Annotated in this window: 19 protein-coding genes; 8 read left to right on the forward strand and 11 right to left on the reverse strand. The window is 25.4% G+C overall.

The window, feature by feature from the left end; all coding sequences use genetic code 11:
- Positions 1-2 precede the first annotated feature (2 nt).
- The 4 genes from NJU99_RS07145 to NJU99_RS07160 form a co-directional block, all read right to left on the reverse strand.
- Entirely contained in the window at positions 3-2,261 is a 2,259-nt protein-coding gene (locus NJU99_RS07145) for an EAL domain-containing protein (RefSeq protein ID WP_254578039.1), read from the reverse strand.
- A gap of 79 nt (positions 2,262-2,340) precedes the next feature.
- Positions 2,341-3,540, reverse strand: a complete 1,200-nt coding sequence (locus NJU99_RS07150; protein ID WP_254578040.1) for a hybrid sensor histidine kinase/response regulator — start codon at positions 3,538-3,540, stop codon at positions 2,341-2,343.
- Positions 3,537-5,189 (reverse strand): CheR family methyltransferase, encoded by a 1,653-nt coding sequence (locus NJU99_RS07155; protein ID WP_254578041.1) that lies wholly within the window; start codon positions 5,187-5,189, stop codon positions 3,537-3,539. Before NJU99_RS07155 ends, NJU99_RS07150 begins: the two co-directional genes overlap by 4 nt.
- Positions 5,186-9,172: a response regulator gene (locus NJU99_RS07160; protein ID WP_254578042.1), complete on the reverse strand. Its 3,987-nt coding sequence runs from the start codon at positions 9,170-9,172 to the stop codon at positions 5,186-5,188. The genes NJU99_RS07155 and NJU99_RS07160 overlap by 4 nt, the downstream gene beginning before the upstream one ends.
- Before the next feature lie 198 nt (positions 9,173-9,370).
- On the opposite strand from NJU99_RS07160, the gene NJU99_RS07165 reads away from it, so the two are divergent.
- Positions 9,371-10,963 (forward strand): ABC-F family ATP-binding cassette domain-containing protein, encoded by a 1,593-nt coding sequence (locus tag NJU99_RS07165; RefSeq protein WP_254578043.1) that lies wholly within the window; start codon positions 9,371-9,373, stop codon positions 10,961-10,963.
- An 81-nt stretch (positions 10,964-11,044) separates the two neighbouring features.
- Here NJU99_RS07165 and NJU99_RS07170 read toward each other — a convergent pair whose 3' ends face one another.
- On the reverse strand, positions 11,045-11,518 hold the full coding sequence (locus NJU99_RS07170) for an acyl-CoA thioesterase (protein WP_254578044.1): 474 nt from the start codon (positions 11,516-11,518) through the stop codon (positions 11,045-11,047).
- Positions 11,519-11,794: 276 nt separating this feature from the next.
- On the opposite strand from NJU99_RS07170, the gene NJU99_RS07175 reads away from it, so the two are divergent.
- Together NJU99_RS07175 and NJU99_RS07180 are read left to right on the forward strand one after the other, a co-directional pair.
- The gene (locus NJU99_RS07175; protein WP_254578045.1) at positions 11,795-13,651 is read left to right on the forward strand and encodes a HAMP domain-containing sensor histidine kinase; all 1,857 of its coding nucleotides are present in this window, start codon (positions 11,795-11,797) and stop codon (positions 13,649-13,651) included.
- Positions 13,648-14,244 carry a response regulator gene (locus NJU99_RS07180; protein ID WP_254578046.1) on the forward strand — a complete coding sequence of 199 codons (597 nt, stop codon included), beginning with the start codon at positions 13,648-13,650 and terminating at the stop codon, positions 14,242-14,244. The genes NJU99_RS07175 and NJU99_RS07180 overlap by 4 nt, the downstream gene beginning before the upstream one ends.
- Positions 14,245-14,256: 12 nt before the next feature.
- On the opposite strand, the gene ligA is transcribed toward NJU99_RS07180, so the two are convergent.
- Positions 14,257-16,203, reverse strand: a complete 1,947-nt coding sequence (ligA, locus tag NJU99_RS07185; RefSeq protein ID WP_254578047.1) for an NAD-dependent DNA ligase LigA — start codon at positions 16,201-16,203, stop codon at positions 14,257-14,259.
- Between the two features lie 125 nt (positions 16,204-16,328).
- Here ligA and NJU99_RS07190 point away from each other — a divergent pair, with 125 nt between their 5' ends.
- The 3 genes from NJU99_RS07190 to NJU99_RS07200 are packed head-to-tail and all read left to right on the forward strand — an operon-like array spanning position 16,329 to position 19,737.
- Positions 16,329-16,724, forward strand: coding sequence for a hypothetical protein (locus tag NJU99_RS07190; RefSeq protein ID WP_254578048.1), 396 nt, complete (start codon positions 16,329-16,331; stop codon positions 16,722-16,724).
- A gap of 3 nt (positions 16,725-16,727) precedes the next feature.
- Positions 16,728-18,617: a HAMP domain-containing sensor histidine kinase gene (locus NJU99_RS07195; protein ID WP_254578049.1), complete on the forward strand. Its 1,890-nt coding sequence runs from the start codon at positions 16,728-16,730 to the stop codon at positions 18,615-18,617.
- Position 18,618: 1 nt separating this feature from the next.
- Positions 18,619-19,737 carry a hybrid sensor histidine kinase/response regulator gene (locus NJU99_RS07200; protein WP_254578050.1) on the forward strand — a complete coding sequence of 373 codons (1,119 nt, stop codon included), beginning with the start codon at positions 18,619-18,621 and terminating at the stop codon, positions 19,735-19,737.
- A gap of 58 nt (positions 19,738-19,795) precedes the next feature.
- On the opposite strand, the gene NJU99_RS07205 is transcribed toward NJU99_RS07200, so the two are convergent.
- The 5 genes from NJU99_RS07205 to NJU99_RS07225 form a co-directional block, all read right to left on the reverse strand.
- Entirely contained in the window at positions 19,796-20,869 is a 1,074-nt protein-coding gene (locus tag NJU99_RS07205) for a tyrosine-type recombinase/integrase (protein ID WP_254578051.1), read from the reverse strand.
- Between the two features lie 64 nt (positions 20,870-20,933).
- Positions 20,934-21,239 (reverse strand): helix-turn-helix domain-containing protein, encoded by a 306-nt coding sequence (locus NJU99_RS07210; RefSeq protein ID WP_254578052.1) that lies wholly within the window; start codon positions 21,237-21,239, stop codon positions 20,934-20,936.
- A 78-nt stretch (positions 21,240-21,317) separates the two neighbouring features.
- Complete coding sequence (locus NJU99_RS07215) at positions 21,318-22,667, reverse strand: hypothetical protein (protein ID WP_254578053.1); 1,350 nt, start codon at positions 22,665-22,667, stop codon at positions 21,318-21,320.
- A gap of 117 nt (positions 22,668-22,784) precedes the next feature.
- Entirely contained in the window at positions 22,785-23,042 is a 258-nt protein-coding gene (locus tag NJU99_RS07220) for a hypothetical protein (RefSeq protein WP_254578054.1), read from the reverse strand.
- Positions 23,043-23,203: 161 nt separating this feature from the next.
- Positions 23,204-24,178, reverse strand: a complete 975-nt coding sequence (locus tag NJU99_RS07225) for a hypothetical protein (RefSeq protein WP_254578055.1) — start codon at positions 24,176-24,178, stop codon at positions 23,204-23,206.
- A 111-nt stretch (positions 24,179-24,289) separates the two neighbouring features.
- Between NJU99_RS07225 and NJU99_RS07230 the strand changes: the two genes are divergently transcribed.
- Complete coding sequence (locus tag NJU99_RS07230) at positions 24,290-24,466, forward strand: hypothetical protein (RefSeq protein ID WP_254578056.1); 177 nt, start codon at positions 24,290-24,292, stop codon at positions 24,464-24,466.
- Positions 24,467-24,489: 23 nt separating this feature from the next.
- Positions 24,490-25,452, forward strand: coding sequence for a hypothetical protein (locus tag NJU99_RS07235; protein ID WP_254578057.1), 963 nt, complete (start codon positions 24,490-24,492; stop codon positions 25,450-25,452).
- Positions 25,453-25,757 lie beyond the last annotated feature (305 nt).

Here is a 25,757-nt window from a genome sequence, read left to right on the forward strand (position 1 = left end):
ATTTAAGCAATCTTAATTTCATCTTCTGATCTACCTATGTAATAGCCTTGTGAATAATCAATTCCCATTGATTTCACATAATCAAAAAGTTCTTTACTTTCCACATACTCAGCAATTGTTTTAATATTTAAATTATCACATAAGAATTTAAGTGTTCCTATTAAAAGTTGTCTTTTGGAATTTTTATCTAAACCTATTATTAAAGATCCATCAATTTTAAGAAAATCAATATAATCACTTAGTTTTACTATGTACTCATAATTTGAATATCCGCTTCCAAAATCATCGATTGCTATTTGACATCCATACTCTTTAGCTTTTTTTATGAAAAAGAAAAAGTTTTCATAATTATCAATAGCTTCTGTTTCAACTATTTCTAATACTAATCTATCTTTTATATCATACTCTTTAATTTTATTAAAAAGATGTTTTCTAATTTTTTTATCAGAAATATCTTCGATACTTAAGTTTATTGAAAACTGTATATCTTTTTTATCTTTAAAATACTCAAAAGATTTATCAATTACTATCATTGTTAGCTTTTTATATTTTTTTGTTTCCTTTGCAATATCTAAAAATTCACCTGGAAAGATTAGTTTATCATCAATTTTAAGTCTTATTAGTGTTTCATATTTATCAATACAGTTTTTATTATTGTTATAAATAGCTTGAAATTGCACTATTACATTATCATTTTCTATTGCTTTTTTTATTTTATTTACCATCAAGATATTTTCTTGATTAATTTGAATATTTTTCTTTTCTGTATTATCATAAATATTAATATCTACTTTTTCTTTTAAGGCATCACTTAAAGCAATCTCAGCTTCCTTTAGCTCTTCTATGCTGTTATTTAACTTTTCTGTATTACTTACAGCTATTGTACTATTTACTAAGACTTCAAAATTTCCATTTATAACTTGAAAAGATTCATTTTCTAATCTATAATGTATGTTATCCAAAGAGCTTAATAGCTTTGATTTTGTTTTAAAATGATATTTAAATGCAAAAGTTGCTTTTGATATTTTGTATAGTTTTGAAAATGAATTTTTATACTCGAATTGTTTTAAAAATAAGGCTGATTCTTTTATTAGCTCTTCTGCTATTTTGAAACCGTAAGCATCTTGAACTTTATCATAATTATCTATATGAATAAGTATAATAATAGAATCTTCAAATTTTTTTCTATTTAAATCATGAAATAAGCAAGCTCTATTTGGAAGTTGCGTAATTGGATCTGTAATAGCTTGTGTGTGTATCTTACCTTTTAGTTTTTCAGGAATACTTGCAAAATAAAAAATTAATGGTAAAAGAATAAATGATATAGCTATTAATATAGCGTAAATAGAGTATTCATTCTCTTTTTGTTCATTTAATAAAGCAGTAAATTTTGATTTTAGGATTAATTTTAATCCTTGTCCTGTATTTAGGTTTGATATTTTTTTACTATAATAATCATTATTTTTCATCTCTAAATTTGAAATAATCTCTTTTGCATTTTCTAGACCAAATTCATCATTTAATAAATAAGTTTTAAAGCTATTTGACAAAATACCTTTTTTATCATCAGGATGCAGGATAAACCTTTGTTTATTATCTATAAGATAAATATCATATAAAGTACTTTTTCTGATAGTGTTAAATAAAGTTTCTAAATTGATACTAAATACAACAAAGCCATTTTTCTTATCATCTTTATCATATACAGGTGTTGCTAGTCTAAGTAAAGATACCTTTGGTAAAACTTCTTTTCCAAACTCTCTTCGTAAATCAATCTTTGAGATACCTACATTATCTTTTGTAAGATTTATAAATCTATGAAAGTAATATCTATTTGCTTTATTTTGTAATAAGTTATTAGGAGTAATTATTGATGGATTATTTCTTAAGTTGTAATCTCTTCTGATTTTTACTTTTTCATAGCCATCTTTATCAATATATCTTAATTGAAAACTATTTTCAAAGGAGTTATTTAGTGTTAGAAAGGTTTCTTTAACAGTCTCTTCATTTTTATTTGAAGTTATATATTCTATTAAATTTTTGTTTTTTGACAAAGATATTAAAGCATTTTCATATTTTTCAAAATACTCATGTATTAGTTCTTCATGTGTCTTGAACTTTTCTTCTATTTTTAAAGATGAAATTGTTTTAATATTAGTTTTATCTTTAATCTCAGAAAAATATCCAATTATAAACAATGAAAACATCACACCTATCATATATAATATGATATATGTAGTTCTATAGTTGATTTTTTGCATTTAGATCCTAAATATTTGTATTTACGAAGTATACAAATAAATAGTATCAAAATAATATCATATTCACATGAAAAAAATTTTATAATGATAAAGGCAATTCTATTGTGAAAACAGCTCCTTCAAATTTTTCATTATTATACTCATATCTGCTATTTTTTACTTTTACTTTTCCACACATTGAATCATGGATGATTTTATACACAATATTTAAACCTAAGCCAACTCCATGTGATTTATGTTTTGTTGTAAAATAAGGTTCAAAAACTTTATTTACAAACTCTGTTTTAATACCACCTGCATTATCTTTTATAAGTATTTCAATTCTATTATTTTCAAGTTTTTTTGTTTCAATAAAAATATACTTAGGAGTGTTTAGTTTTCCTAGCGCATCATTTGAATTTCTTACTATATTTACTATTGCTTGAAATAAGCTATTTGGTAAGTTTTCTAAGACTATATCATCATCTAAATTCATGATTACATCAATATTATTTTTTGATAAGATGTAATCTTCACATTCAATACATTTTCTTATAGTTTCACTTAAGTTAAAGTTTATAAGTTTTTCTTTGTTTGTATAATCTCTAAATGATTCAATAGTATTTGATAGATCTTGTGTAGTTTTCATTATCATATCAATATTTTTTTTCATATCTTCTTTTTTCATAAGACCTAAATCAATATTTAAATGCATCCCAGAAGCACATGTTGATATAACTGATAGAGGCTGTCTCCATTGGTGGGCAATATTTCCTATCATCTCTCCTAGTGCAGCCATTTTACTTTGTTCAATTAGCTCAAGTTGTTGTTTTTCAATTCTTTCTTTTAATTGTATCTCTTTTTGTAAAACTTGATATAAGTCATCATTTACAGCTTGTAGTTGTTTGTTTTTTATAATTACTTCTATATAAAGTTTTAGTTTATTGATAAATTGATGATTGTCTATAGGTTTTGTTAGGTAGTCAATAGCACCAATCTCAAAACCTTTTTGCTTGAATTCTTCTTCTTTAAATGCTGCTGTTAAAAATATAATAGGAATGTTTTGTGTTTTAGGATTTGATTTTAGATATTTTGCTGTATCAAAACCATCAAGTCCTGGCATTTGTATATCTAAAATAATAATATCAACATTAGTTTTATATGTGACTTTTAGTGCATCTTCTCCGCTAGAAGCTAGTAATAGGTTTATATTTTCTAGATATTCATCTATTAAATATTGTAAGGATACTCTATTTGCTTCTACATCATCAACTACTAATACTGTTATATCTTCTTTCATATTTTCCTCTTATATATTTTATTTTTTTCATCAATTGTTACATAGTTTAAATTATTGTTTAAAGATTCACTCTCACCTAAAACTAAAAAGCCATAAGAGTCAAGAGAGTCTTTAAATAAATCAAAAATTCTGTTTTTCAAATCTTTATCAAAATAGATTAAGACATTTCTACAAAAAATTAATTGAAACTCGTTAAGTTTTGAATCAAGGGCTAAATTGTGTTTAAAAAACAAAATTTTATCTTTGATACTTTCATCTATTTCTACAAAATCATCATGACTTATAAAGTACTTACTAAAGCTTTGATTGCCACCTGCTTGGTAATAGTGCTTTAAAAATCTTTCATAACTCTCTTTTGAATAAAGTCCATTCTTTGCATTTTCTAAAATCACATCATTTAAATCAGTTGCATAAATCAAACTTCTATCAAGTAATCCTAATTCTTTTAAGAAAATTGCAATAGAGTAGGGTTCTTCACCACTACTGCAACCTGCACACCAGATTTTTATATCTAAATAACTATCAAGTTTTGGAAGGATTTCTTCTTTTAATAATTTGAATACTTTAGGGTTTCTATAAAAAGTGGTAATATTAACAGAAATATTTAAAAATAAATCTTTAAATACACTTTTATTATTTAAAACTATTTCTTGAAACTCTTTAAAGTTTTTAGGTTTTAAATTTGAATAAAAAAGATGTATTCTTCTTTTTATATGATTTTCATTGTATCCACTATAGTCATAGCCATATTTCTCATAAACTTTTTTTAAAAATATTTTTATATCTTTTTTATCAAAAAAATCATCATCTATATTAAACTTAATATAATTAACAAGTTGTTCTAAATCTAAAACTTCATCATAAAGTTTAGTGGCAATTGCATTTTCAAGCATAGCTTTTGCTTCACACTCTTTTGGGTTTTCTATTAAAACTGTTGAGCCATTTTTACTCAAAGATTCTAAACTATCACTACCATCAGCCCCATATCCACAAACTAAAACAGCAAGTAGGGTGTTTTTATATTCATTTGATAATGACTCAAAACTAGTACTAATAGATGGTCTTGAAAAGTTTCGTTTTTCTTCATCTGTTAAGAAAATAAAATTACCAGCAACTATCATATGTTTGCCAGCTGGGGCACAATAAATTGTATTTGACTCAACTTTCATATCAGATTTTGCTTCTACTACATTATAATCATTTGTATATTTTTGTAGTATCTCATTTAAATGAGTTTTCTTATCTGGTTTTTGATGCATGATAATAAAAATTGAAACTTGCGATTTTGGTAAAGCTTTTATAATTTCTATAAATTTAGCCAAACTTCCAGCACTTCCACCGATTGCTATATATTGTAAATTTAATGTCTTGGGTTTGTCATTATATACATCTTTATATTTTAATGTAAAACCAAGATTCATTAAATATGTTTTTAGAGTTGTTTCATTTGTAAAAATATCAATTTTATCAACTCTTTTTTTTAGTTCAATTATCAACTCTTTTGGTATCATTTGAATATTTAGAAAATTTAGTTCAATTTTTTTGCTATCACTATCAAAGTAGTTTATTAAGGTTTTTATATCCTCTTTTTTTATTTTTTGAACTATGATTTTTAATACATCCTCATGTCTTTGTGCAACTACATTCATCTATGTTTTTTAGTACTCCAAACTTTTATTAAATTTCCTAAAATATTTAAATCAATTGGCTTTGACATATAATCATCAGCTCCAAGACTAATACATTTTTCTCTGTCTTCTTTCATGGCTTTTGCAGTTACAGCAATAATTGGGATATGTTTTAAGCTATCATCTTCTCTAATTCTCTCCATTGCTTCATAACCATCCATTACAGGCATCATAATATCCATTAAAATTAAATCAACTTTATCATTTTGCTTTAAAAATTCAATGGCTTCTTGTCCATTAAATGCTGTAAAAGTATTAGCTTCAAATTCTTTTAATGCAGCGTCTAAAACAAAAATATTTTTTATATCATCATCAACTATTAAAATATTTGTATCTTTTAAATCTATGGCATCAAAAATTTCATTGTTTGATTCTTCCGGCTCTTCTTCTCTATGTAAAAATAGATTGATTTCATTTAAAATTCTTTCATTTGAATTTGCTGTTTTAATAATAATACTATTACTATATTCTTGAAGTTTGATTTTATCTTCATAAGAAATATCTCTTCCAGTATAAATAATAATTGGAAGATTAGGATGATTATTTTTAATAAATTCACATACTTCATAACCACTTCCATCCATAAGTCCTAAATCAACTACAACCGTATCATAAAGCTCTTTTTTTACTTCTTCAATAGCTTGTGAAGCTGTCTTAACACCTTTTATATTTACACCCTCACCAACAAGTTCAATTAAAGCTTCTCTTTGTACTTCATCATCTTCAACAATAAGTAAGTCTTTGATTTTTTTCTCTTGAAAAGAATCAATTGAAGAAATTACACTATTAATATCTCCATCATATACAGGTTTCTGTAAGTAACCAATTGCACCTAGTTCTAATGTTTCTTTGTTCTTATCTTTTGAAGATATAATGTGAACAGGTATATTTTTTGTATGAGCTTGAGATTTTAATTGTTTTAATACATCAATTCCATCCATATCAGGAAGAGTTAAATCTAGTAAAACCCCTTTAATATTATAGTTTTTGATTAAGTCTAAACCAGAAGCTCCATCATAAGCAACAAGTACAAAGTTATTGTCTTTTTTAATTTCTTCATAAACAATATCAGCAAAGGCTTCATCATCATCGATAACTAAATAAGCTTCATCATTTGTATTTATAATGTTTCTATCATCATTAGCTACTTTTTTAGAATTGTTAGTTAAATCTTTTTTTGTCTTTTCATTGCTTTGAAGTTTAAAACTTCCTTCATCTTCAAATACAGATTTTGTACTATTTACACTTTCTAAGTTAGGTAAATCAATACTAAAGTTACTTCCTTTTTCCTCTTTTGATTCTAAAGAGATATAACCACCAAGTAGTTTTGCTAATTCTCTTGAAATAGATAAGCCAAGTCCAGTACCACCATATTGTCTACTTGTACCACCATCTGCTTGTGTAAAGGCTTTGAATATATCTTCTTGCTTGTTAAGAGGTATTCCAATTCCTGTATCAATTACATTAATTCTAAATTCTTGTGAAAGATCTGACGATGGCTCTATTTTTACAGTAATAGAACCTTCTTTTGTAAATTTGAAAGCATTTGAAATAAGGTTTCTTAAAATCTGTAGGATTCTATCTTTATCATTATGTATAATGCTATTATACTCATCAATAACATTAAACTCTAAACCTTTGTCATTTGCAGTAAAGTCAAAAGTATCTTTTAAATGAGATAATAAATCTTTACTAGAGAAGTTATCTACTATCACTTCCATTTTTCCAGACTCAACTTTTGATAAATCTAAAATATCATTAATAAGTCTTAATAAATCATTTCCTGAATCAAAAATAGTTTTTGCTTTTTTAATATCATCATTATTTAAAGATTTTTTACTATTTTTTTGAAGTAGTGATGAAAGTAGAATAATAGAGTTTAGAGGTGTTCTTAACTCATGACTCATATTTGCCAAAAATTCAGATTTGTATTTACCTGATTTTGTTAATTCATCAGCTTTTTTCTCTATTTCTTTTTTTGTTTCTTCTAGTTGTTGATTTTGAAGTTTTAAGTTTTGCTCAGAAATTTTTAGCTGTTGCTGCTGTTCTTCCATGTTGGCATTTGCTTCTTCTAATTGTTGTTGTTGCTCTTCCATATTTGCGTTTGCTTCTTCAAGTTGAACTTGTTGTTCTTCCATTTGAGCATTTGCTTCTTGAAGTTCTAATTGTTGTTTTTCTAATCTATCATTTGCAACTTTTGTATTTTCAAGTAGTTTTTGTACTTTGTTAGCTTGAATAGATGTAGCTAATGAAATACAAATAGCCTTAGTAATATTTGATAAAAACTCTAAAGTCTGTTTGTTGAATTCATTAAATGAACCTAGTTCAATAACTCCAAATAGTTCGTCATTATAAATCAAAGGAAAAGTATAAGTGTTATATGAGGCTTGAGTTACAGTTCCAGTTGTGATTAGGTTTTCATCTTTTTTGATATTTTTAAGTAAAATGGCTTCTTTTTGAAAGGCAACTTGTCCTATTACCCCTTGTTTTAAGTCAAATGAAGTTGATAATTCATCTCTTATTACATGGGCATAACTTGCATATTGTTGAAGTTTTTGTTTATCTTCTTCATAAAAATAAAATACACCAACACCTGCATTTATATAGTTACTTATAAACTTAATAGACTCATTACTAACATCATTTACAGATTTTAAATTCATTAGTATTTGATTTAGTTGAGTTACCCCATCTTTAATCCAAGCTTCAATATCACTTTTTTCAATATTTTCTCTTGTTTTTTCAATACCTTTGTTTACAGCATTACTCATAATACCAATTTCATCATTTGAATCACTATTAAGAAGTTTAACTTCATGTGTCTCTTGATTTAAAAACTTGAAGAAGTTTAGTAATCCATCTTGAAAACTACTTAATGAGTTGATTATATATTTTTGAATTACTAAGTAAAGTAAAATCATTATAATTAAAAAAGATACAAGTGTAATTATAATCATTGTATTTCTTAATTCATTTGGTTTTTTTAATATATCTTCTAAATTAATTTCAGAAATCACTGCCCATCTTAATTCTTCGTCTATATCAAAGTTTGTATATGAAGATAAAACCTTATTTCCTAGGTAATCTGTAATTACTTTAGTTCCTGTATTTCCTCTTAAAGCTTCTTTTGCTGCAATTGTGTCAACTCTACCACTTTGAGGATATTTTAAAGAGTTTTCTAAAGAGTGAGTTTTAGGAGACAAAAAACTATCACTTCTCATATGTAAGTCATCACCTACAAGATAATCTTCATGTGAACTTACATAACCACTTCTATATTTCATAATAGCTTGAATATTTTCATTATCTATTTTATAAACTAAAACTGATTTAAATTGATCCTTTATGTAAACAGGTGCTGCGATAAACATACTTGGTTCACCATTCCTAGGTTCATATGCACTCATATCATAAAATACAACTCTTTTGTATTTTTTAACTTTTTGCCAAATTTTTGCAAGACCACTTTTTCTAAACTCACCATTTGCTAGATTTGCACCAAAATCGTTTCTTTTTCCAAAAGTATATAGAACATGCCCTGATTCAGCAGAGATTACATATACATCATCAAAAGGATATGTATCAGTATAACTTTTATAAAAAGCATCCCATTTTGGAAGTAACTCCTTTACTTTTTTATTATTTACTGGAAATTTACTATAAGGGTCTATGTCTAATTCTTCTTGAACAGCTAAAAACTCTTTTGTTAAATCTTTAGAGAAACTAGTTTTTGTTAAAAGATATATTTGTTTTTTATATAGTTTAAAAATATCTTCAAGTTGTTTAATCTTTGAATCTCTGACCGATGTTAATTGTGAATACTTTGATTCTATTAATGTTTCTTTCATTTGATTTATTGAAACAATACCAAGTGTTGAAGCTAAAATTAGAAGTGATAAACCAATAAGAATTATTAGTTTAAGTTTGATAGAAATATTTTTCATTAATGTAACTCTTTAATTTGTTATTATAATAATTATAACGTAAGTTAAATAATAAACTATTTGATTGGTATCAAGAGTTTATTAATATTACTTCTAAAATTATTTTTTTATAAAAATAACAAATTTTTTAGTATAAATTATCCATCAGCTTTAATTAGATATAATCGCCACATATTACAGATTTGGAGTTAATTTTATATGGTACAAGTAGTAAATTTAAAAAAAGCATTCGGAGCAAGAGTGCTTTTTCAAGACATTAATCTTAAACTAGATACAGGGAAAAGATATGGTCTAATTGGTGCAAATGGTGCTGGTAAGACTACATTTCTTAAGATTTTAGCAGGTATTGAAGATGCAACAGAGGGTGAAGTTCAAGTTCAAAATGGTAAAAAAGTAGGAACACTAGAGCAAAATCAGTTTGCATACGAAGAGCATACATTATTTGATACAGTATTATTAGGTAATAAAAGACTATATGATGCAATCAAAGAAAAAGAAGAGTTATATATGAGTCCTGAGTTTACTGATGAAGTAAACAACAGATTAGCAGAATTAGAAATTGTTTGTGTTGAAGAAGACCCAACATATGAATATGATGTAAAGATTACAAAAATCTTAGAAGATTTAGGTTTTCCAGCTTCTCAACAAACTGATTTAATGTCTACATTAACAGGTGGAGATAAATTTAAGGTTTTATTAGCACAAGTTTTATATCCAAAACCTGATGTTTTATTCCTAGATGAGCCTACGAATAACCTTGATATTGAAACTATTGGATGGTTAGAAAACCAGTTACAACACCATGATGGTACTATGGTAGTTATTTCTCACGATAGACACTTTTTAAATGCAGTTTGTACTCATATCCTAGATGTAGATTTTAAGAAAATTAGAGAATTTACAGGTACTTATGATGATTGGTACATTGCTTCAACAGTATTAGCAAAACAAGCTCAAACTGATATGAATAAAAAACAAAAAGAAAAAGAAGAACTAGAAAAATTCATTGCTAGATTCTCAGCAAATGCATCAAAAGCAAAACAAGCTACTTCAAGACAAAAACAACTTGATAAATTAGATGTTGGTACTATTGAAGTTTCTTCAAGAAGAGACCCATCTATTATCTTTAAACAAAAAAGAGAAGTTGGTAAAGAATTATTAATAGTTAAAAATATTTCTAAATCTTATGATGGTCAAACAGTATTAAATGACATTTCATTTACAGTTGAAAAGGGTGATAAAATTGCATTAATAGGACCAAATGGTATTGGTAAAACTACTTTATGTGAAATTATTGTTCAAAATGTTGAACCTGATAGTGGTGATGTTCATTGGGGAGCAACTATTCAAAATGGTTACTTCCCTCAAAATGCCACTGATTTAATTTCAGGAGATATTACACTTTATGATTGGTTAAGATCATTTGATAGAGATGCTGATATTAATGAAATTAGAAACTGTTTAGGAAGAATGTTATTTAATGGTCAAGAACAAGAGAAAAAAGTTCAGTCTTGTTCAGGGGGAGAAAAACATAGAATGTTCTTATCTAAAATTATGTTAGAGCAACCAAACTTTATGGTTTTAGATGAGCCAACAAACCACTTAGACTTAGAAGCAATTATTGCTTTAGGTGAAGGTTTACTTGAGTATCCAGGTTCTGTAGTTTGTGTATCACACGATAGGGAATTATTAGATGCATATGCAAATAGAATTATTGAGATTCAAGAAGATGGTTCGATTGTTGATTTCAAAGGAACTTATGAAGATTATATAGAATCAAAAAAGGCTTAATGCCTTTTTCGATATTTGTATTATAAAAAAAGGGGATAGATTTTAATCTATCCCCTTTTTTATTTCTTTGAATAATCAAGACTATTTAGCGTGTCTTGATTCCATTCTGATTTCTCTTCTTTTAATAGCGTCGTTATATCTTCTTTTATCATCTTCAGTTTGTAAATCAAGTTTTGGTACAGGTGTTGGTTTTCCATTTTCATCTACTGAAATCATTGTAAAGTAACATACATTTGTATTTTTAATTGTATGGTCTTTAATGTCTTCTGAAATTACTTTAATACCAATTTCCATTGATGTTCTACCTGTGTAGTTTACTGATGCATGGAAAGTAACAAGAGAACCTATTTTTATTGGATTTTTAAATAATACCATATCAACTGATAATGTTACTGCATACATTCCTGTATATCTAGCAGCACAAGCATATGCAACATGATCAAGCATTTTTAAAATTTCACCACCATGTACATTTTTTCCAGAAAAGTTTGCTTTATCTGGAGTCATTAACATTGTCATTGTTAAAGATTTTTCTCTTTTTACTTCTTCGCTCATTTGTAACCTCTATAATTAATTATTGTCAAATTTTGATTTATTATAAAATAAAAGCGTAGTATAAACATAGCAATTTCCAATTTTATGTATATAGTTTTTAAAACTATATAAAAAAGTAACATTTTTACTCTCAAACTTTATTTTTTCTTATGTTTACGACTTATTAGTGTTAATTATTGTAACACTAAAACTCTAGAAAAAAATACTAAAATGTATTAAAATGATATTAATTTAATACTATTCAATGTTATAATAATCTAAGAAAAAGGATTAGAAATGTCATTTAAATATAGATTTATTGTCTCTTTTGTACTTTTAGAAATATTTTTTATTTTATTAATCGTAACAGTAAACTTCATTGCAATAAATAATTCTTCAAATAAATTAACAAATCAAAATATTCAATCAAATATTACTTTTATGGATGAGCTATTAAAAATTCCACTAAGTATTTATGATATAGCAACTATTGATAACTTAATATTAAAAGCAACGAATTTAAGTTATGTTAATTCAATTGTAGTATTAGATTTTCAAAATAAGATTCTTTCAAAAGATTATAATTTTAAGCATTTAAAACTTGATGAGTTTATAAATAAAAATGAGTCTTTTTCTTTTGAAAAAGATAATGAATTTTATGAAATTAAAATAGAAAAAATAAAAGAAGAGGAACAACTTCTTGGTACGATGTATATCGTTTTTGACACAAGTGAAAATAAACACTTTATTTCAAAAAATAAAAACAATACAATTATGATCATATTAGTTGAGATATTTTTATCAACATTTTTATCGTTTATAATTGGTTCTAAGATTACAAATAAACTAACAAGACTTTCAGAAGTAGCTGAGCAAATCGGTAAAAATAAAAACCCAGAAATTCCTTATAAAACATCTAAAGATGAGATGGGTATTCTTGCAAAATCTCTTAATAAAATGCAAGAAGATTTAATTCAAAGAAGTGATAAGTTAAAAGAATTGGCAGTAACACTAAATAAACAGAAAAATGAATTAATACAAGCACATAAAGCCAAAGATGCTTTTTTGGCAAATATGAGTCATGAATTAAAAACACCACTAAATTCAATAAATGTAATATCTGCAATTATGATGAAGAATAAACAAAATAGACTTGATGAAGAGTATCAAAAGAACATGACAGTTATAAATAGATGTGGAAAAGACTTACTGTACTTAATCAATGATATTTTAGATATTTCAAAGCTAGAAGCAAAAGAGATAAAACTTGATTTTACTAAAGTGAGCTTATGTGAATTTATAGGTGAAATTGAAGATATGTTTAGACCTCAAGCAAATGAGAAAAACCTTGAGTTTATTGTTTCTTGTGATAAAAGTATTGATTTTGTATCTATTGACAAAAATAGAGTTAATCAAATCATAAAAAATCTTTTAAGTAATGCTTTAAAATTTACAAGTAAAGGTAAAATCGAACTAATTGTTAGAAATAAAAACAATGAGTTTTTAGAAATTCTAGTAAAAGATGAGGGTATAGGAATTGCACAAAATAAATTAGAGCATATATTTGATAGGTTTAAACAAGCTGATTCAACAACTACAAGAAAATTTGGGGGAACTGGACTTGGCTTAGCAATTAGTAAAGAATTATCTAATTTAATGGGTGGAGATATAAGTGTTGAGAGTCAAGAAAATATTGGAACAACTTTCATAGCAACTATAAGTATACAAAATAGTTTTAATTCTTTAGAAACAACAAGGCAAGTAGTTGTAGATGAAAAGTCAAAAGAGTTCTCTATGAATGTTGGCGTAATACAGACTGAAACTAAAATAAATGACATTTATATATTGAATAACGATCCTGTGGCATTTTTAGGTATTGTTATTGAGTTAAATAAAGACTTCAAAGTAAAACAAGCTACAAATATTGAAAAATTTAAAGAATTAATCAATGATATAAAAGATGAAGACTTGGTAATTTTAAGTTTAGATAATACAAATATTGATGAAGTAAAAAGTTTAGATTTAAATAATACGGTAGTTGTTTGTGAGGATTTAAAACTAAGTGAAAATTTAGATAAGCCATATGAAAAACTTTTTGAAAAGAACTCTTTGTTAAAAGAGAATTTATTAACATATATTAAGGATAAAGCATGAAAAAATTTACTATATTAATTATTGATGATATTGAAGATAATATTTATACTTTGAAATTTTTGTTAAATAGTAATTTTGAAGATTTACAGATTCTAGAAGCAAACAGTGCAAAAGATGCTATTTTTCTGATAATGCAAAATGATGTGGATTTGATTTTAAGTGATATTCAAATGCCTGAAATTGATGGCTTTGAGTTAGTAGAATATCTTCAATCCGTACCCTCTACAAGTCAAATACCTATAGTTTTAATTACTGGTATTTATCATGATGATATATATAAAAAAAGAGCATTCTCTCTTTCAAATGAAGTGGTTGATTTTATTAGTAAGCCAATTGATGATGAGATTTTATGTCAGAAACTAAGAGTTTATATTAAGATTTTTGAAGAAAAAAAGATTACTAAAGAAAATTTACTACAAAAAGATAGATTAATAAAAGACCATAATAAAGTAAATAGTATGCTTGATAATTTAGATAATATAAATGAAGATTTACAAGGTATTATAAAACATAGTGATGAATACAAAAAGTTAATGGAAGAAGAGGATTTACTAATAGATTTAGAAGAGGTAGTAGCAAAAAATAAATCTTAGCAAAACTAGAGATTAAATCATCTCTAGCATTTGCTCTTCTGTGAGTGTTGATACTTTTAAATCAACAGCTTTGTCGTATTTACTACCAGCATCTTCACCATAAATTAAATAATCAGTTTTTTTAGACACAGATGAACTTACTTTTGCACCTAAGGCTTCTAGCTCTTTTTTTATTAACCCTCGTGATCTACTCATTGTTCCTGTTAAAACTACTGTTTTACCTTTGAAGTTATTCTCTTGTATTTCTACTTTTTCTTCAACTGTAGGCTGAATTATTTCAAGAAGTTTTAAAACAAGTTCTTTATTCACATGCATAAACTCAACAAATGATTTTGCCATTTGCTCTCCAATACCATCTAAAGCAATTAATGAATCAATATCAATATTTACAACATTTAAACCAAACTCTAAACAAATTTGTTTTGATGCAACTTCACCTATATGCTCAATTCCTAAAGCATTTATAACTCTGTGAAGTTCAACACCTTTTGTATTTTTGATAGAGTTTAATAGATTATTTATTTTTTTATCTTTAAATCCTTCTAGGTCTGCTAAGTTCTCATATTCTAATGAATATAAATCTAAAATATCATAGATTTTCTTTTCTCTTACAAGTTGTTCAACTATCTTAATTCCAAGTCCATCTATATTCATACAGTTTTTACTAGCAAAATAGATAATAGAATTAGTAACAATACTTGGACAATCTAAGTTTTGACACTTAATTAAAGTACCTTCATCTAAAAGTTCACTATCACATTTAGGACAATTTGTAGGTCTTTGTATCTCTTCTTGACTTCCATCTCTTCTATCATGAAAGACCTTTGTAATCTTTGGAATAATATCACCACTTTTGATAATAATTACTTCATCATTTATTCTTAAGTCAAGTCTTTGAATCTCATCATAGTTATGTAAACTAGCTCTTTCAACCATACTTCCATCTATATGCGTTGGCTCTACTACTGCAACTGGAGTTATAACTCCTGTTCTTCCTACTTGTTGAATAATATCTTTGATTTTTGTTGTTTTTTCAACTGCTGGGAATTTATAAGCACATGACCATCTAGGAAATTTTACTGTATATCCTAATTCTTGTTGAGTTTCTATATCGTTTATTTTTACAACCATACCATCAAGCATCATTTCAATACTATCTCTTTGTTTGATTATTTCGTGATAAATTTCTTCAATTCCATCAACTGTAGATGTAATCGTTTGTAAAGGAGGTTTCGCAAATCCAAGAGAATAAATATAGTTCATAAGCTCTGATGTTTTATCAAAATCAAGTGAGTTCTCACCTACACCCCAAACGTTAAAAAATAGTTTTCTCTTAGCTGTGATACTTGGATCTAGTTGTCTTAAGCTTCCTGAAGCTGCATTTCTAGGATTTGCAAAAGGTGCTTCTTCATTTTTAAGTCTTAATTCATTTATTTTTTCAAAGTCTGCTTTTTTAATTACAATTTCACCTCTTATTTCTAAAAGTCCTTTTTCTTCTATTTGAAGTGGAATAGAATGAATTGTTTTTACATTGTTTGTAACATCTTCTCCAATACTACCATCACCTCTTGTAATGGCTTGTTTTAAAAAACCATTTTCATAAATAAGATTTAAACTAGCTCCATCAAATTTTGGTTCACAATAGAATTCTAAATTAGTATTTACTTTTTTAGCTCTATTTATCCAATCTTCTAATTCTTTTGTATCAAATACATCTTCTTGTGACCACATTCTGCTTAAATGATTTGCTTTTACAAAGCCATCTAAAACCATACCACCAACTCTTTTATTTGGAGAATTTGGATGGGATAGGCTTGGATTTTCTTGCTCATAAGCTAAACACAATCTAGCTAATTTATCATACTCTTCATCTGTAGCTACTGGATTGTCTTCAACATAATAAGAATAAGCCCATTTTATAAGTTTGTCAATATTTAAATCATATTCATTTTTAGTCATTATATCTCTTTGAAAATTTTTTCGTATTCTACCAAAAAATAGATTATTTAAAAGAAATATGAATTTTTATAAAAATAATACCTTTTTGATACTATTTATGATTATTATATTATAAAGGATTTATTATGAAAAATATGACTCTTATATTAATAATTTTATTTTCAACTAAAGTTTTCTGTAAAGAGACCGTTACAGTTTACTCATATCACAAAGTTGAACCTATAGTACTAAATAAATTAGATAGTTTATCTTTTGATTATGATTTTATAGTAAAAGTAGTTCCTAAAAATAGATTAGATTATATTCTTAAACCATGGAAAGAGAATGAGTGCAAGGATTATGTTAGAAGATGTTATCCTAATTGGATAGTTTTAAATAGCAAACCATTTTCATTTAATGAGTTTGAAAAAGATAAATTTTTACATAAACAATTAGCTTTTGAGAATAAAAAATATATAATAACTAATATTAATAACAGAAAAATAATCCAATTGTTTAATAATTTGGATGTAAAAGAGTAAATTATGGGAAAACAAACAATTGTTAAAAATTTTAGACATACAATAGGTTTTTTACTATTTAAAAAAATATTTTTAGCATATTTACTATTTGTTGTACTATTTACAAGTTTTCAGATTTATACTGAGTATAACTTTGCAAAAAAATTAATCAAAAAAGATTTAATAAACACAGAACAGTCTTTTAAAACTGTATTAGCTAAAACAGTTTGGGTTTTTGATAAAAAGAAAATTGATGAACAAGTACAAGCTATTATAGATGCAAAAACAGTAAAGGGAATAGTAATTCTTACACCTTTTAATGAATTTATTTCAGTAAAAGGAAAAATTTTGCCAAAATTCTCAAAAATTGATAAATTTGTTTTTGAAAACACTACACTAGAAAATATAGAATATGATACAAACTTGATTAGTCATAGTTTTGAACTAAAAAACTTCGAGAATAAATCTGAAGAAGTTTTAGGAACAGTAACTCTTTTTGTTCCCAAAAATCAAATAGCTGAACTAACACAAGAAGCAATATCATTGATTTTAATAAATGTTATTGTTTCAGCTTTAATGTTATGGTTTTTATTTATATATTTTGCGAATAAACTTTTAACTGAACCTTTAAATAAAATGATTGAAGCTACAAATGATTATGATGTTCAAGAATTCAATGAGATTAATATAGAATTTGATGATAAAAAACACAATGAACTAAATACTCTAGCTCAAACATTCAATCAAATGTCAAGAAGAATTAATGAAGCATATATAAATATGAAACAGCTTACGATGATTCAAGATAAGCAAAAACATGATTTAGAAAATGCCAATAAATATAAAACAGATTTTCTTGCAAATATGAGTCATGAACTTAAAACACCACTTAATTCTATAAATGTAATTTCTTCTGTAATGATGAAAAACAAAGATGATAGTTTAGATCAAAAGCAAGTTCAAAATTTAAAAATCATAAATAACTGTGGTAATGACTTATTATTCTTGATAAATGATGTTTTAGATATTTCAAAACTTGAAGCAGGGGAGTTGACTTTAGATTATACTCAAGTGAATATGTGTGATTTGATGCATAGTATTAAAGATATGTTTGCCCCTCAAGTTCAAGAGAAAAATTTAGAATTTGTATTTAATTGTGATAGTAATATAGGGGATGTTTATACAGATCCAAATAGAGTAAAACAAATAATAAAAAATTTACTTAGTAATGCCTTAAAATTTGTAAAAAATGGTGAAGTTAAACTATTAGTAAAAGATAGTGAAAATAGTGTTGAGATTTTAGTTAAAGACTCAGGTATAGGAATAGCTCAAGAAAAACTAGACCATATTTTTGATAGATTTAAACAAGCTGATGGAAGCACTACAAGAAAGTATGGAGGTACAGGACTTGGTTTATCTATTTGTAAAGAGCTTTTAGTATTACTTGGAGGTGACATCTCTGTGAAAAGTAAAGTAGATGTGGGAAGTATATTTAGAGTTCTAATTCCTAAAAACAAAGAAAAAGTTCAAGCAAATACTATAGCAAATGATGAAGTAAGTTTAATGAGTGTTGAAAAAAATATAAATAACAAAATCTTACTTTTAAATAATGACCCAGTTACGTATTTAAGTATTGTAGTTGAACTTAACAAAGTTTATGAGGTTACGCAAGTAACGAAAGCTTCTGATTTCATAAAAGTAGATAATACTGATGAGTTTAGCTTAACTATATTGGATATTAGTAAATTAAACGAAAATGAAATAAATAAAACTTTATCTAATGTAAATAATAATATAGTTATTGTCTATGAAAATAATTTAAGTAACTTAGTAAAAGAAAAAGGTTTTGATTCATTTAAAAAACCTTTTGACAAAGAAAGTTTTATAGAATTTATAAATAATAAAAAGGTTTAATATGAGTAAATTTTCAGTATTAATAGTAGATGATGTTCAAGATAATATCTATTCTTTAAAACTTATAATTGAAGACAATTTTGATGTTGATATTTATAGTGCTTTAAGTGCCACGGAAGCTATGGAATTACTTATGAAAACAAAGGTTGATTTGATTTTAAGTGATATTCAAATGCCAGATATTGATGGTTTTCAATTTGCCCAGTATTTAAAGTCTGTTGATTCAACTAAAAACATACCAATTATATTTATCACAGGGATCTATGATAAAGACGCTTATCAAAAAAAAGGTTATGAAATAGGTGCTGTTGAGTATATCTCAAAACCTATTGATGAAAATCTTTTAACAGCTAAATTAAAGGTTTATATTGATTTATTTGAAGATAAAAAAAGAGATACAAATGAACTTTCAAAAAAAGAAGAGATATTAATACATCAGTCAAAAATGGCAACAATGGGTGAAATGATAGGCGTTATTGCTCATCAATTAAAACAGCCTTTAAATAATATGTCTTTATATTGTTCTGATGTAAAAGATTCATATAAACATGGGGAAATTGATGATAACTTTATAGAAGAGTTTGACAAAAATACAAAAGATCAGATTGTTTTTATGAGTGAAACTATAAATGACTTTATAAACTTTTTTAATCCCAATAAGACTAAAAAATCTTTCACAATAAAATCTGCAATGGACAAAACTATAAAACTACTTGATAAACAATTGGTAAATAATAATATTGATTTAAAAGTTCATTTAGGTGAAGAAACAGCTTTTGGAGTAGAAACAGAACTTGAACAAGTTTTTTTAAACTTAATAACAAACGCTAAAGATGCTTTTGTAGAAAGAGAAATTCAAAATAGACAAATAGCTATAACTTCTATGACAAGAGATAAGTATAGTATAGTTATTATTGAAGATAATGCAGGTGGAATAAAAGAAGATAACCTTGATAAAATCTTTGACCCATACTACACAACAAAAGATTATGGTACAGGCACTGGTCTTTATATGGTAAAACTTGTAATCAAAAGTAGTTTTGGTGGGGATTTAAAAATTCAAAATGGTAAACATGGGGCAAAATTTATAATCGTAGTTCCTAAAAGCAAAATAGCCTAAAAATAGGGCTATTTAAAGTGTTTATTTTTTACTGTTCCAAAATTGTACCAGTATTGTTCTATGCATTAAAATAGCTACCTCTAGTCTTTTCATCATTTTTTATGTATTTTGCATAAAATGATAAAGTTATATTTGCATTTTTGTGACCTAACATATTTGATACCCATAAAATATCTTCTCCATTAGATATCATTAATGAAGCAAAAGTATGCCTCATTTGATACAAGTTTCTATATTCGATATCTAATTCTTTTAAAGCTTTTTTCCAATAAACAATTGATAGTTTATTAGCACTATGAAATGGCTTTTTAAACTTTGTATTAAAAAGATATTCTGAATCAGTTTTATATTTTAAATGACTATTTAAATAGGGTAATAAAACATTTATTATATCAACATCTCTAATACTAGATTTTGTTTTAGGAGTACTATCCTTACCTCGATTTCTAGTTGCTCTTACATAAATTGTTTTATTTTCAAAATCAATATTTTCCCATTTTAAGGCTAAAATCTCTCCAGTTCTCATACCTGTAAAAAAACCTATTGCAAAATAAGCTCTTACTTTTGAAGGCAAAGTATTTAATATACTAAATATTTCCTCTTTTGAAAAAGGTTTAACCTTTTGTAAGAGTTCAGAAGAAGGGGATTTTATCAAAGTTAAAGGGTTTTTATTAATAATCTCATCTCTAAAGGCATCTTGTAAAATGCCATGAAATACTACTCTAATATTAGATACATATTTAGGAGAAAACTTTTTTAATAAATCATTTTGCCATAATGTAAGTTCACTAACTTTTAGTGAAGTTATTTTCTTCTTTCCAAAATAGGGCAATATATGATATTTAATTACATAATCATAATTAATACGTGTTTGTTCTTTTCTACTACTTGAATGCATCTTCAAACTAATATCAATCATTTCTTTAACAGTTGGAACAGTTTTGTTTTCAAAGAACTCACCACTATGTACCTTTAAAAGCATTTGTGGAATTATTTGTGTGTCAGCTAATTTTCTATTAGCTTTACTATCTTCTATATTTAGTGATTTTTTAATCACTTTACCATCTAAACTAAACCTTACCCAAAGTTTTTTCCCTCTAGTGTAAAGTTTAGGTTGTGTCATTTTAATCATGTGTTTCTCCTTTTGAAAAACACCTTGATTTTAATACTTCTAAACGATTTAATTTTACTATAATTCATATTAAATCTTTAATAACATTATTAGCTATTTCTTTTGCATTCATTTTTGTTAATGTATGCATAACCCAGTTATCTAGTTCTAACTTATCAAACAAAACTCTACCAGCCTTTTTATAGTAGTGTTTACCTTCAATTAAATAGTTGTCTTTTAGTTTATGGATATGCTCTTTTGAATATCCAAGATAATAAGATGCTTCTTTTGTATTTAGCCATCTTTTCTCACTATTAATCTTTTGTTCTAATATATTTAATTTTTCTAATACTTCATTTATTTTTTCTAAATTCTCAAATGGTATATTCATTGTTTTAATTCTCCTTTGATTATCTGTTTAAGGGAGGGAGTAAATCCCTCAACGCTGTATATACTTTTTAAAAAAGTATCAAAAACCTTGTGCCTCATTTGGTGTAATATCTAATACTAAATTCCTCTTTGTAGCTTCATTTAAAGCAACATAGTAAATATGCTTATCTCTTGAAGATAAATGTTTCTTCTCTTTTGTCTTATCAAGATAAACAAGTAAGTCATAATCTTGTAATTTAGATACTGTTTCAGTTCTAAGAGGTTTGATTAAATTTCCATCTTCTAATAATCTAAGATTTTCAATTTGACCATCTTTATTTATAATCTCTACTTCAGTATATCTTTTCCTTAACTCTTTATTTGTTGTAGTTTTATTTAATGACTCTTTTGCATCTTTGTATAGCTCATCTAAAAAGTTTGAATCAATATTTAAATTGTTTATAAATGCTTTTCTAATTAAGGCTATATACTCTAATTTGAACTTATAATCATCATATATTGAAATAGCTCTTTTAACTCTACTTAGAGGTAATTGTATTTGTAAAAAATCTTCTAAGTAATATTCACTCTTTATTTCTTCCCAAATAGCTAAAGTATTAGCTCTATGCTTGTTGTTATGTTCAATTGCTTTATTTGATAAAGAGTTAATATCTATTAGTCTAATATCTTCCATAGAAGCTTTAAATAGATTTACTGCATTAGAGAATAAATCTTCAATAGTAAAGATATTAAAAGTTTTTAAATATGCTCTATGTAACTCAAACTCAACATTAAAAATCTCATCTTCAATATTAAAGTCATTATTTAAAAAGTATTCAAACATCAAATCTTTTTTCTTAGACTTTTTTAATTCTTCTTTTTTATTATATAGTCTTAGTTTAAAAGGCTCTTTTCCTACATATAGAGTTTGCACTTTTGAAGCATTGCCAATTTCACTAATTGTTGAGTATTGTTTTTTTCTTGTACTAAACATCTCTTTTGTAACAAAGCTAAAATCATATTGAATAAAACAGTTTAAATCTGCTCTTGTAATTGGATTGAATCCAGTTGTATATTCTTTTAGAAGTTCAACATTAATAAACTCAACTAGTGATTTAATACCTATAGTATAAATTCCTATACCTTGTAGTTGCACTCTAATATCATTTAAACCTCTGTTTTTATATCTATCTTTAAAACCTATTTTAAAGAATTCATTTATATCTTTAAACCAATGAAAGCCTTCTGCTTTTCCTAAAAAGTTTAAAGGTGTATCGTTTATGTTTATAATTATGTCATTGTTCTCAAACTCAACATCTTTTTTTTCAAACTTACCTTTTATTTCTTCTACTTGGTCTAATATTTCAAGATATAAATCATCATAATTTTCATTTGATTCACAGAAGTAATAAAGTGAATCAATACCAAATAATTTTTTTACTTTACTCATTTATTCCCTCTTTATGACGTATAGAACGGGGTATTACTATAAACCCCGAACATAAATTTATTTTTTTGTCACGAATAAGAAAAAACACAGAAGGCTCTCTGTGTTCTTTTCTTATTCTTAGACACCATAGAATGAATGTTTTTCTGAAATTATTCCTACTGGAATTTCAACTTCTTTATTAACCTTATCTTTGTATAAAGGTATTTTTCCATCAGGAATAGAGATAGTATGAAGTTCTTTTACAATTGAACCATTAGCTCTTTTATTTTCCACTAGAACTTGAACTTTTGCTTTTGTATCTATTTCTAAACCTTCTTTATTTTTATACTTACTCTTGTCGATTATATTAAGTAGTATTCCATTGATTTTTAACATTTTTTACCCTTTTAGGATTATCTATTTATTAAAATAGAAAGTTAGTAAACGTCTTTACTGTTATATAAATTTATATGACTTATTTGGTCAATTGATAAGGGAAGTTTAATTTATTTTAATTTTTTAAGAAAGTGATTCTCACTAGTAATTGACTAGTGAGTTTATAAGTCTTTAAATATAGGATGTTGTTTATAGTTTCTTTTTGTTCTAAACTCTAATATTTCTAAATTATTGAAGGTATCTTTTAGTTGAGTTTCTTTTTTTAAATGATTTACATTTAAATTAGATTTAAATTCATAATCAAAGAATGAGTCCATTAGTGTATTGATATATTCAATTAAACTTTTATCTTTAATAGTTTCTTTTAAATTTAATGAATTACTTATAAAAGTATTGTTTTTATAAAAAGAAATACAATAAATTTGACAGCTTTTAAATATATGGGTATCTTCTAATTTTGTAGCAGAGTTTAAATAGGTTTGTTGATTTAAAATAACATTAACTAATTTTCTCTCATCGCCAATAAATTTAGGATTTCCTATATTTATACCTTGATACATTACTCTTATATCTAGTGGCTGATTTAGAAAATCTTCATATAATGTAACCATTAAATTTGACTCTTTACTATCATTGAAGTTTTGATATTCTTTAAATGTTTTTAATCTTGGAGTAATTGCATCTTTCACAATAGGGTGCGTTGTTTTAGCAATGCCTTTCTTTATAAAATCTTTTTCTTCCTCCAGATTATTTAAAATTTTTAAAGCATCTAAATGTTCAAATATCTTATTTAACAAAATTGTTAATCTATATAAAACTTTTTTTTCATTTATAATACATTGTTTGTCAAACAAAGCAAGTTCTTTTAATACTTCTGATTCTTGTTCTTTAAAGTTGTGATTATATTGATTTAGAGTATTAGTAAAAACTTTTTCTCTTTGTTTGTCATTTTTTATTATGCATATAGTTTGAGTTATTTTAAACTCTTTAATCATGTTATTCAAAAAAGAAGAAAAGTCTATTTCATTTTCAAATTCTTTTATCATATTTTCTAAATAGTTAATAAATGCACTTTCCATATCTTTTGTTTTTTTTAATTCATTATTAAAATCTTCAATTATTTTTTTTATTGTCAAAAGCAACCTTTAAATGATTTATTGTATTATAGTATTTTTATATTTAATTAAAATATTCTAATATAATTGTTAAATGTATTATTTAATAAAATAAATAAATTAAGGAAACAAATGTCAAGACAAGTAAAGATAAAAGTAAGTTTTACAGTAAAAAACAAAGTAAAAGTCCAAACAAAAGAAATTGAAGTTCCAGTAGATGCAATTAAAAAGAAAGATGATTGTAAAAAATATCTTACTATTCATGAGTACGATGTTGATGAAGTTATGAGTTATCAAGAAATAAAATAGTTTAGTGAAAAGGAAGATAAGAAATGTATATTGAAGAATTATATGAATTAACTATATGGTTTACTGATGAAGTAATTGAGAAAAAAGTATTAGATAAATATAGTCAGTTATTGAATAAATTAAAACAAAATTTACAGAATAATAGTATTGCTTATGATTTAGAAAGAACAAATTTATTTAATAGTTTAAAGGAAATAGATACTAGTTTATTAAATGATGAGCAAAAAAAGTTTTTAGATAGAATAAATGTCTTCAACAAATTAAGTTCTTTAGGTGTAAAAGAAATAGAAAATATATTATTTAAAAATTCACTAGATATTAAAACTGCCACAAGTAAATTAAATGAATTAATTACAGAATTAAATAAAGGGTCTCAAAAAATTAGAAATATAAAAACGGGATTAGATGGGATAGTTGAAGTAGAAGATAAAATTAAAGATAAAACAATTATTAGATTAATTTTTGATAATGAAGCAAGTATTAATAATGTGACGAACTTAAAAAATTGGTCTAATGAATGGTATGAAATATCACGTGGAATAGCAATGATGCACGATGAAGCACCAGAGTCTATAGAGGTTATAGGAGCTAAAAAAGGTTCTATAATAATAGAATTGGCTACTGTAGCTTTAATAACAGGAACAATATCAAAAATTATTTATGAGATATTGAAAGTTATAGAAAAAGTTTATGATATAAGAAAAAAAGCAGAAGAAATAAAGGCATTGAAATTAAATAATCAACAAATAGAAAAAGATTTAGAGAATGAAGCTAGTCACGTTGAGGAAGTAGCAATTGAAGATATAGTAGACTTGATAATTAAAAAAACAGAAAAATCTGATGGAGATAAAAAAAATGCTTTGAGAAAATCAATAACTAATTTATTTAAATTTATGAATAAAGGTGGAAAAATAGAATTTAGTTTACCTCAAAAAATCGATAATAATGAAAGTGAAAAAATAATAGTCATAGTTAAACAAAGATAACTATAAGATAAAATTATTTTCATTGTATCTTGTAATTAGGCAAAAATAGTGTTATTTTACAGGCTCTTATTGGGGAATTCATATTTATAGAAATTTATGGTTTTTATATCTTTTTTTCATTTCCACATCAAGCGTGCTATTATGAATAATAGTTTATATATTATTTTATCAATATACTTATTAAAAATTAATGTTCCAAATATGTTCCAATTAAGTAAATGTTTTACGAGTTTAATTTAAATATTAATGTTTAGAAGTCTTAAAACAAGGTGTTTTATAGTTTTTTAATTTATTTTAGTAAAATT

The organism is Arcobacter roscoffensis, assembly GCF_024267655.1.
Lineage (GTDB): Bacteria > Campylobacterota > Campylobacteria > Campylobacterales > Arcobacteraceae > Arcobacter_B > Arcobacter_B roscoffensis.

What these genes read in the sequence shown, in the direction of transcription:
- NJU99_RS07160 (WP_254578042.1), bottom strand. Translation starts at nt 9,172, where the DNA reads ATGAAAAATATTTCTATCAAACTTAAACTAATAATTCTTATTGGTTTA.
- NJU99_RS07150 (WP_254578040.1), bottom strand. Translation starts at nt 3,540, where the DNA reads ATGAAAGAAGATATAACAGTATTAGTAGTTGATGATGTAGAAGCAAAT.
- NJU99_RS07165 (WP_254578043.1), top strand. Translation starts at nt 9,371, where the DNA reads ATGGTACAAGTAGTAAATTTAAAAAAAGCATTCGGAGCAAGAGTGCTT.
- NJU99_RS07205 (WP_254578051.1), bottom strand. Translation starts at nt 20,869, where the DNA reads ATGATTAAAATGACACAACCTAAACTTTACACTAGAGGGAAAAAACTT.
- NJU99_RS07170 (WP_254578044.1), bottom strand. Translation starts at nt 11,518, where the DNA reads ATGAGCGAAGAAGTAAAAAGAGAAAAATCTTTAACAATGACAATGTTA.
- NJU99_RS07230 (WP_254578056.1), top strand. Translation starts at nt 24,290, where the DNA reads ATGTCAAGACAAGTAAAGATAAAAGTAAGTTTTACAGTAAAAAACAAA.
- NJU99_RS07175 (WP_254578045.1), top strand. Translation starts at nt 11,795, where the DNA reads ATGTCATTTAAATATAGATTTATTGTCTCTTTTGTACTTTTAGAAATA.
- NJU99_RS07215 (WP_254578053.1), bottom strand. Translation starts at nt 22,667, where the DNA reads ATGAGTAAAGTAAAAAAATTATTTGGTATTGATTCACTTTATTACTTC.
- NJU99_RS07200 (WP_254578050.1), top strand. Translation starts at nt 18,619, where the DNA reads ATGAGTAAATTTTCAGTATTAATAGTAGATGATGTTCAAGATAATATC.
- NJU99_RS07210 (WP_254578052.1), bottom strand. Translation starts at nt 21,239, where the DNA reads ATGAATATACCATTTGAGAATTTAGAAAAAATAAATGAAGTATTAGAA.
- NJU99_RS07190 (WP_254578048.1), top strand. Translation starts at nt 16,329, where the DNA reads ATGAAAAATATGACTCTTATATTAATAATTTTATTTTCAACTAAAGTT.
- NJU99_RS07220 (WP_254578054.1), bottom strand. Translation starts at nt 23,042, where the DNA reads ATGTTAAAAATCAATGGAATACTACTTAATATAATCGACAAGAGTAAG.
- NJU99_RS07195 (WP_254578049.1), top strand. Translation starts at nt 16,728, where the DNA reads ATGGGAAAACAAACAATTGTTAAAAATTTTAGACATACAATAGGTTTT.
- ligA (WP_254578047.1), bottom strand. Translation starts at nt 16,203, where the DNA reads ATGACTAAAAATGAATATGATTTAAATATTGACAAACTTATAAAATGG.
- NJU99_RS07145 (WP_254578039.1), bottom strand. Translation starts at nt 2,261, where the DNA reads ATGCAAAAAATCAACTATAGAACTACATATATCATATTATATATGATA.
- NJU99_RS07235 (WP_254578057.1), top strand. Translation starts at nt 24,490, where the DNA reads ATGTATATTGAAGAATTATATGAATTAACTATATGGTTTACTGATGAA.
- NJU99_RS07155 (WP_254578041.1), bottom strand. Translation starts at nt 5,189, where the DNA reads ATGAATGTAGTTGCACAAAGACATGAGGATGTATTAAAAATCATAGTT.
- NJU99_RS07180 (WP_254578046.1), top strand. Translation starts at nt 13,648, where the DNA reads ATGAAAAAATTTACTATATTAATTATTGATGATATTGAAGATAATATT.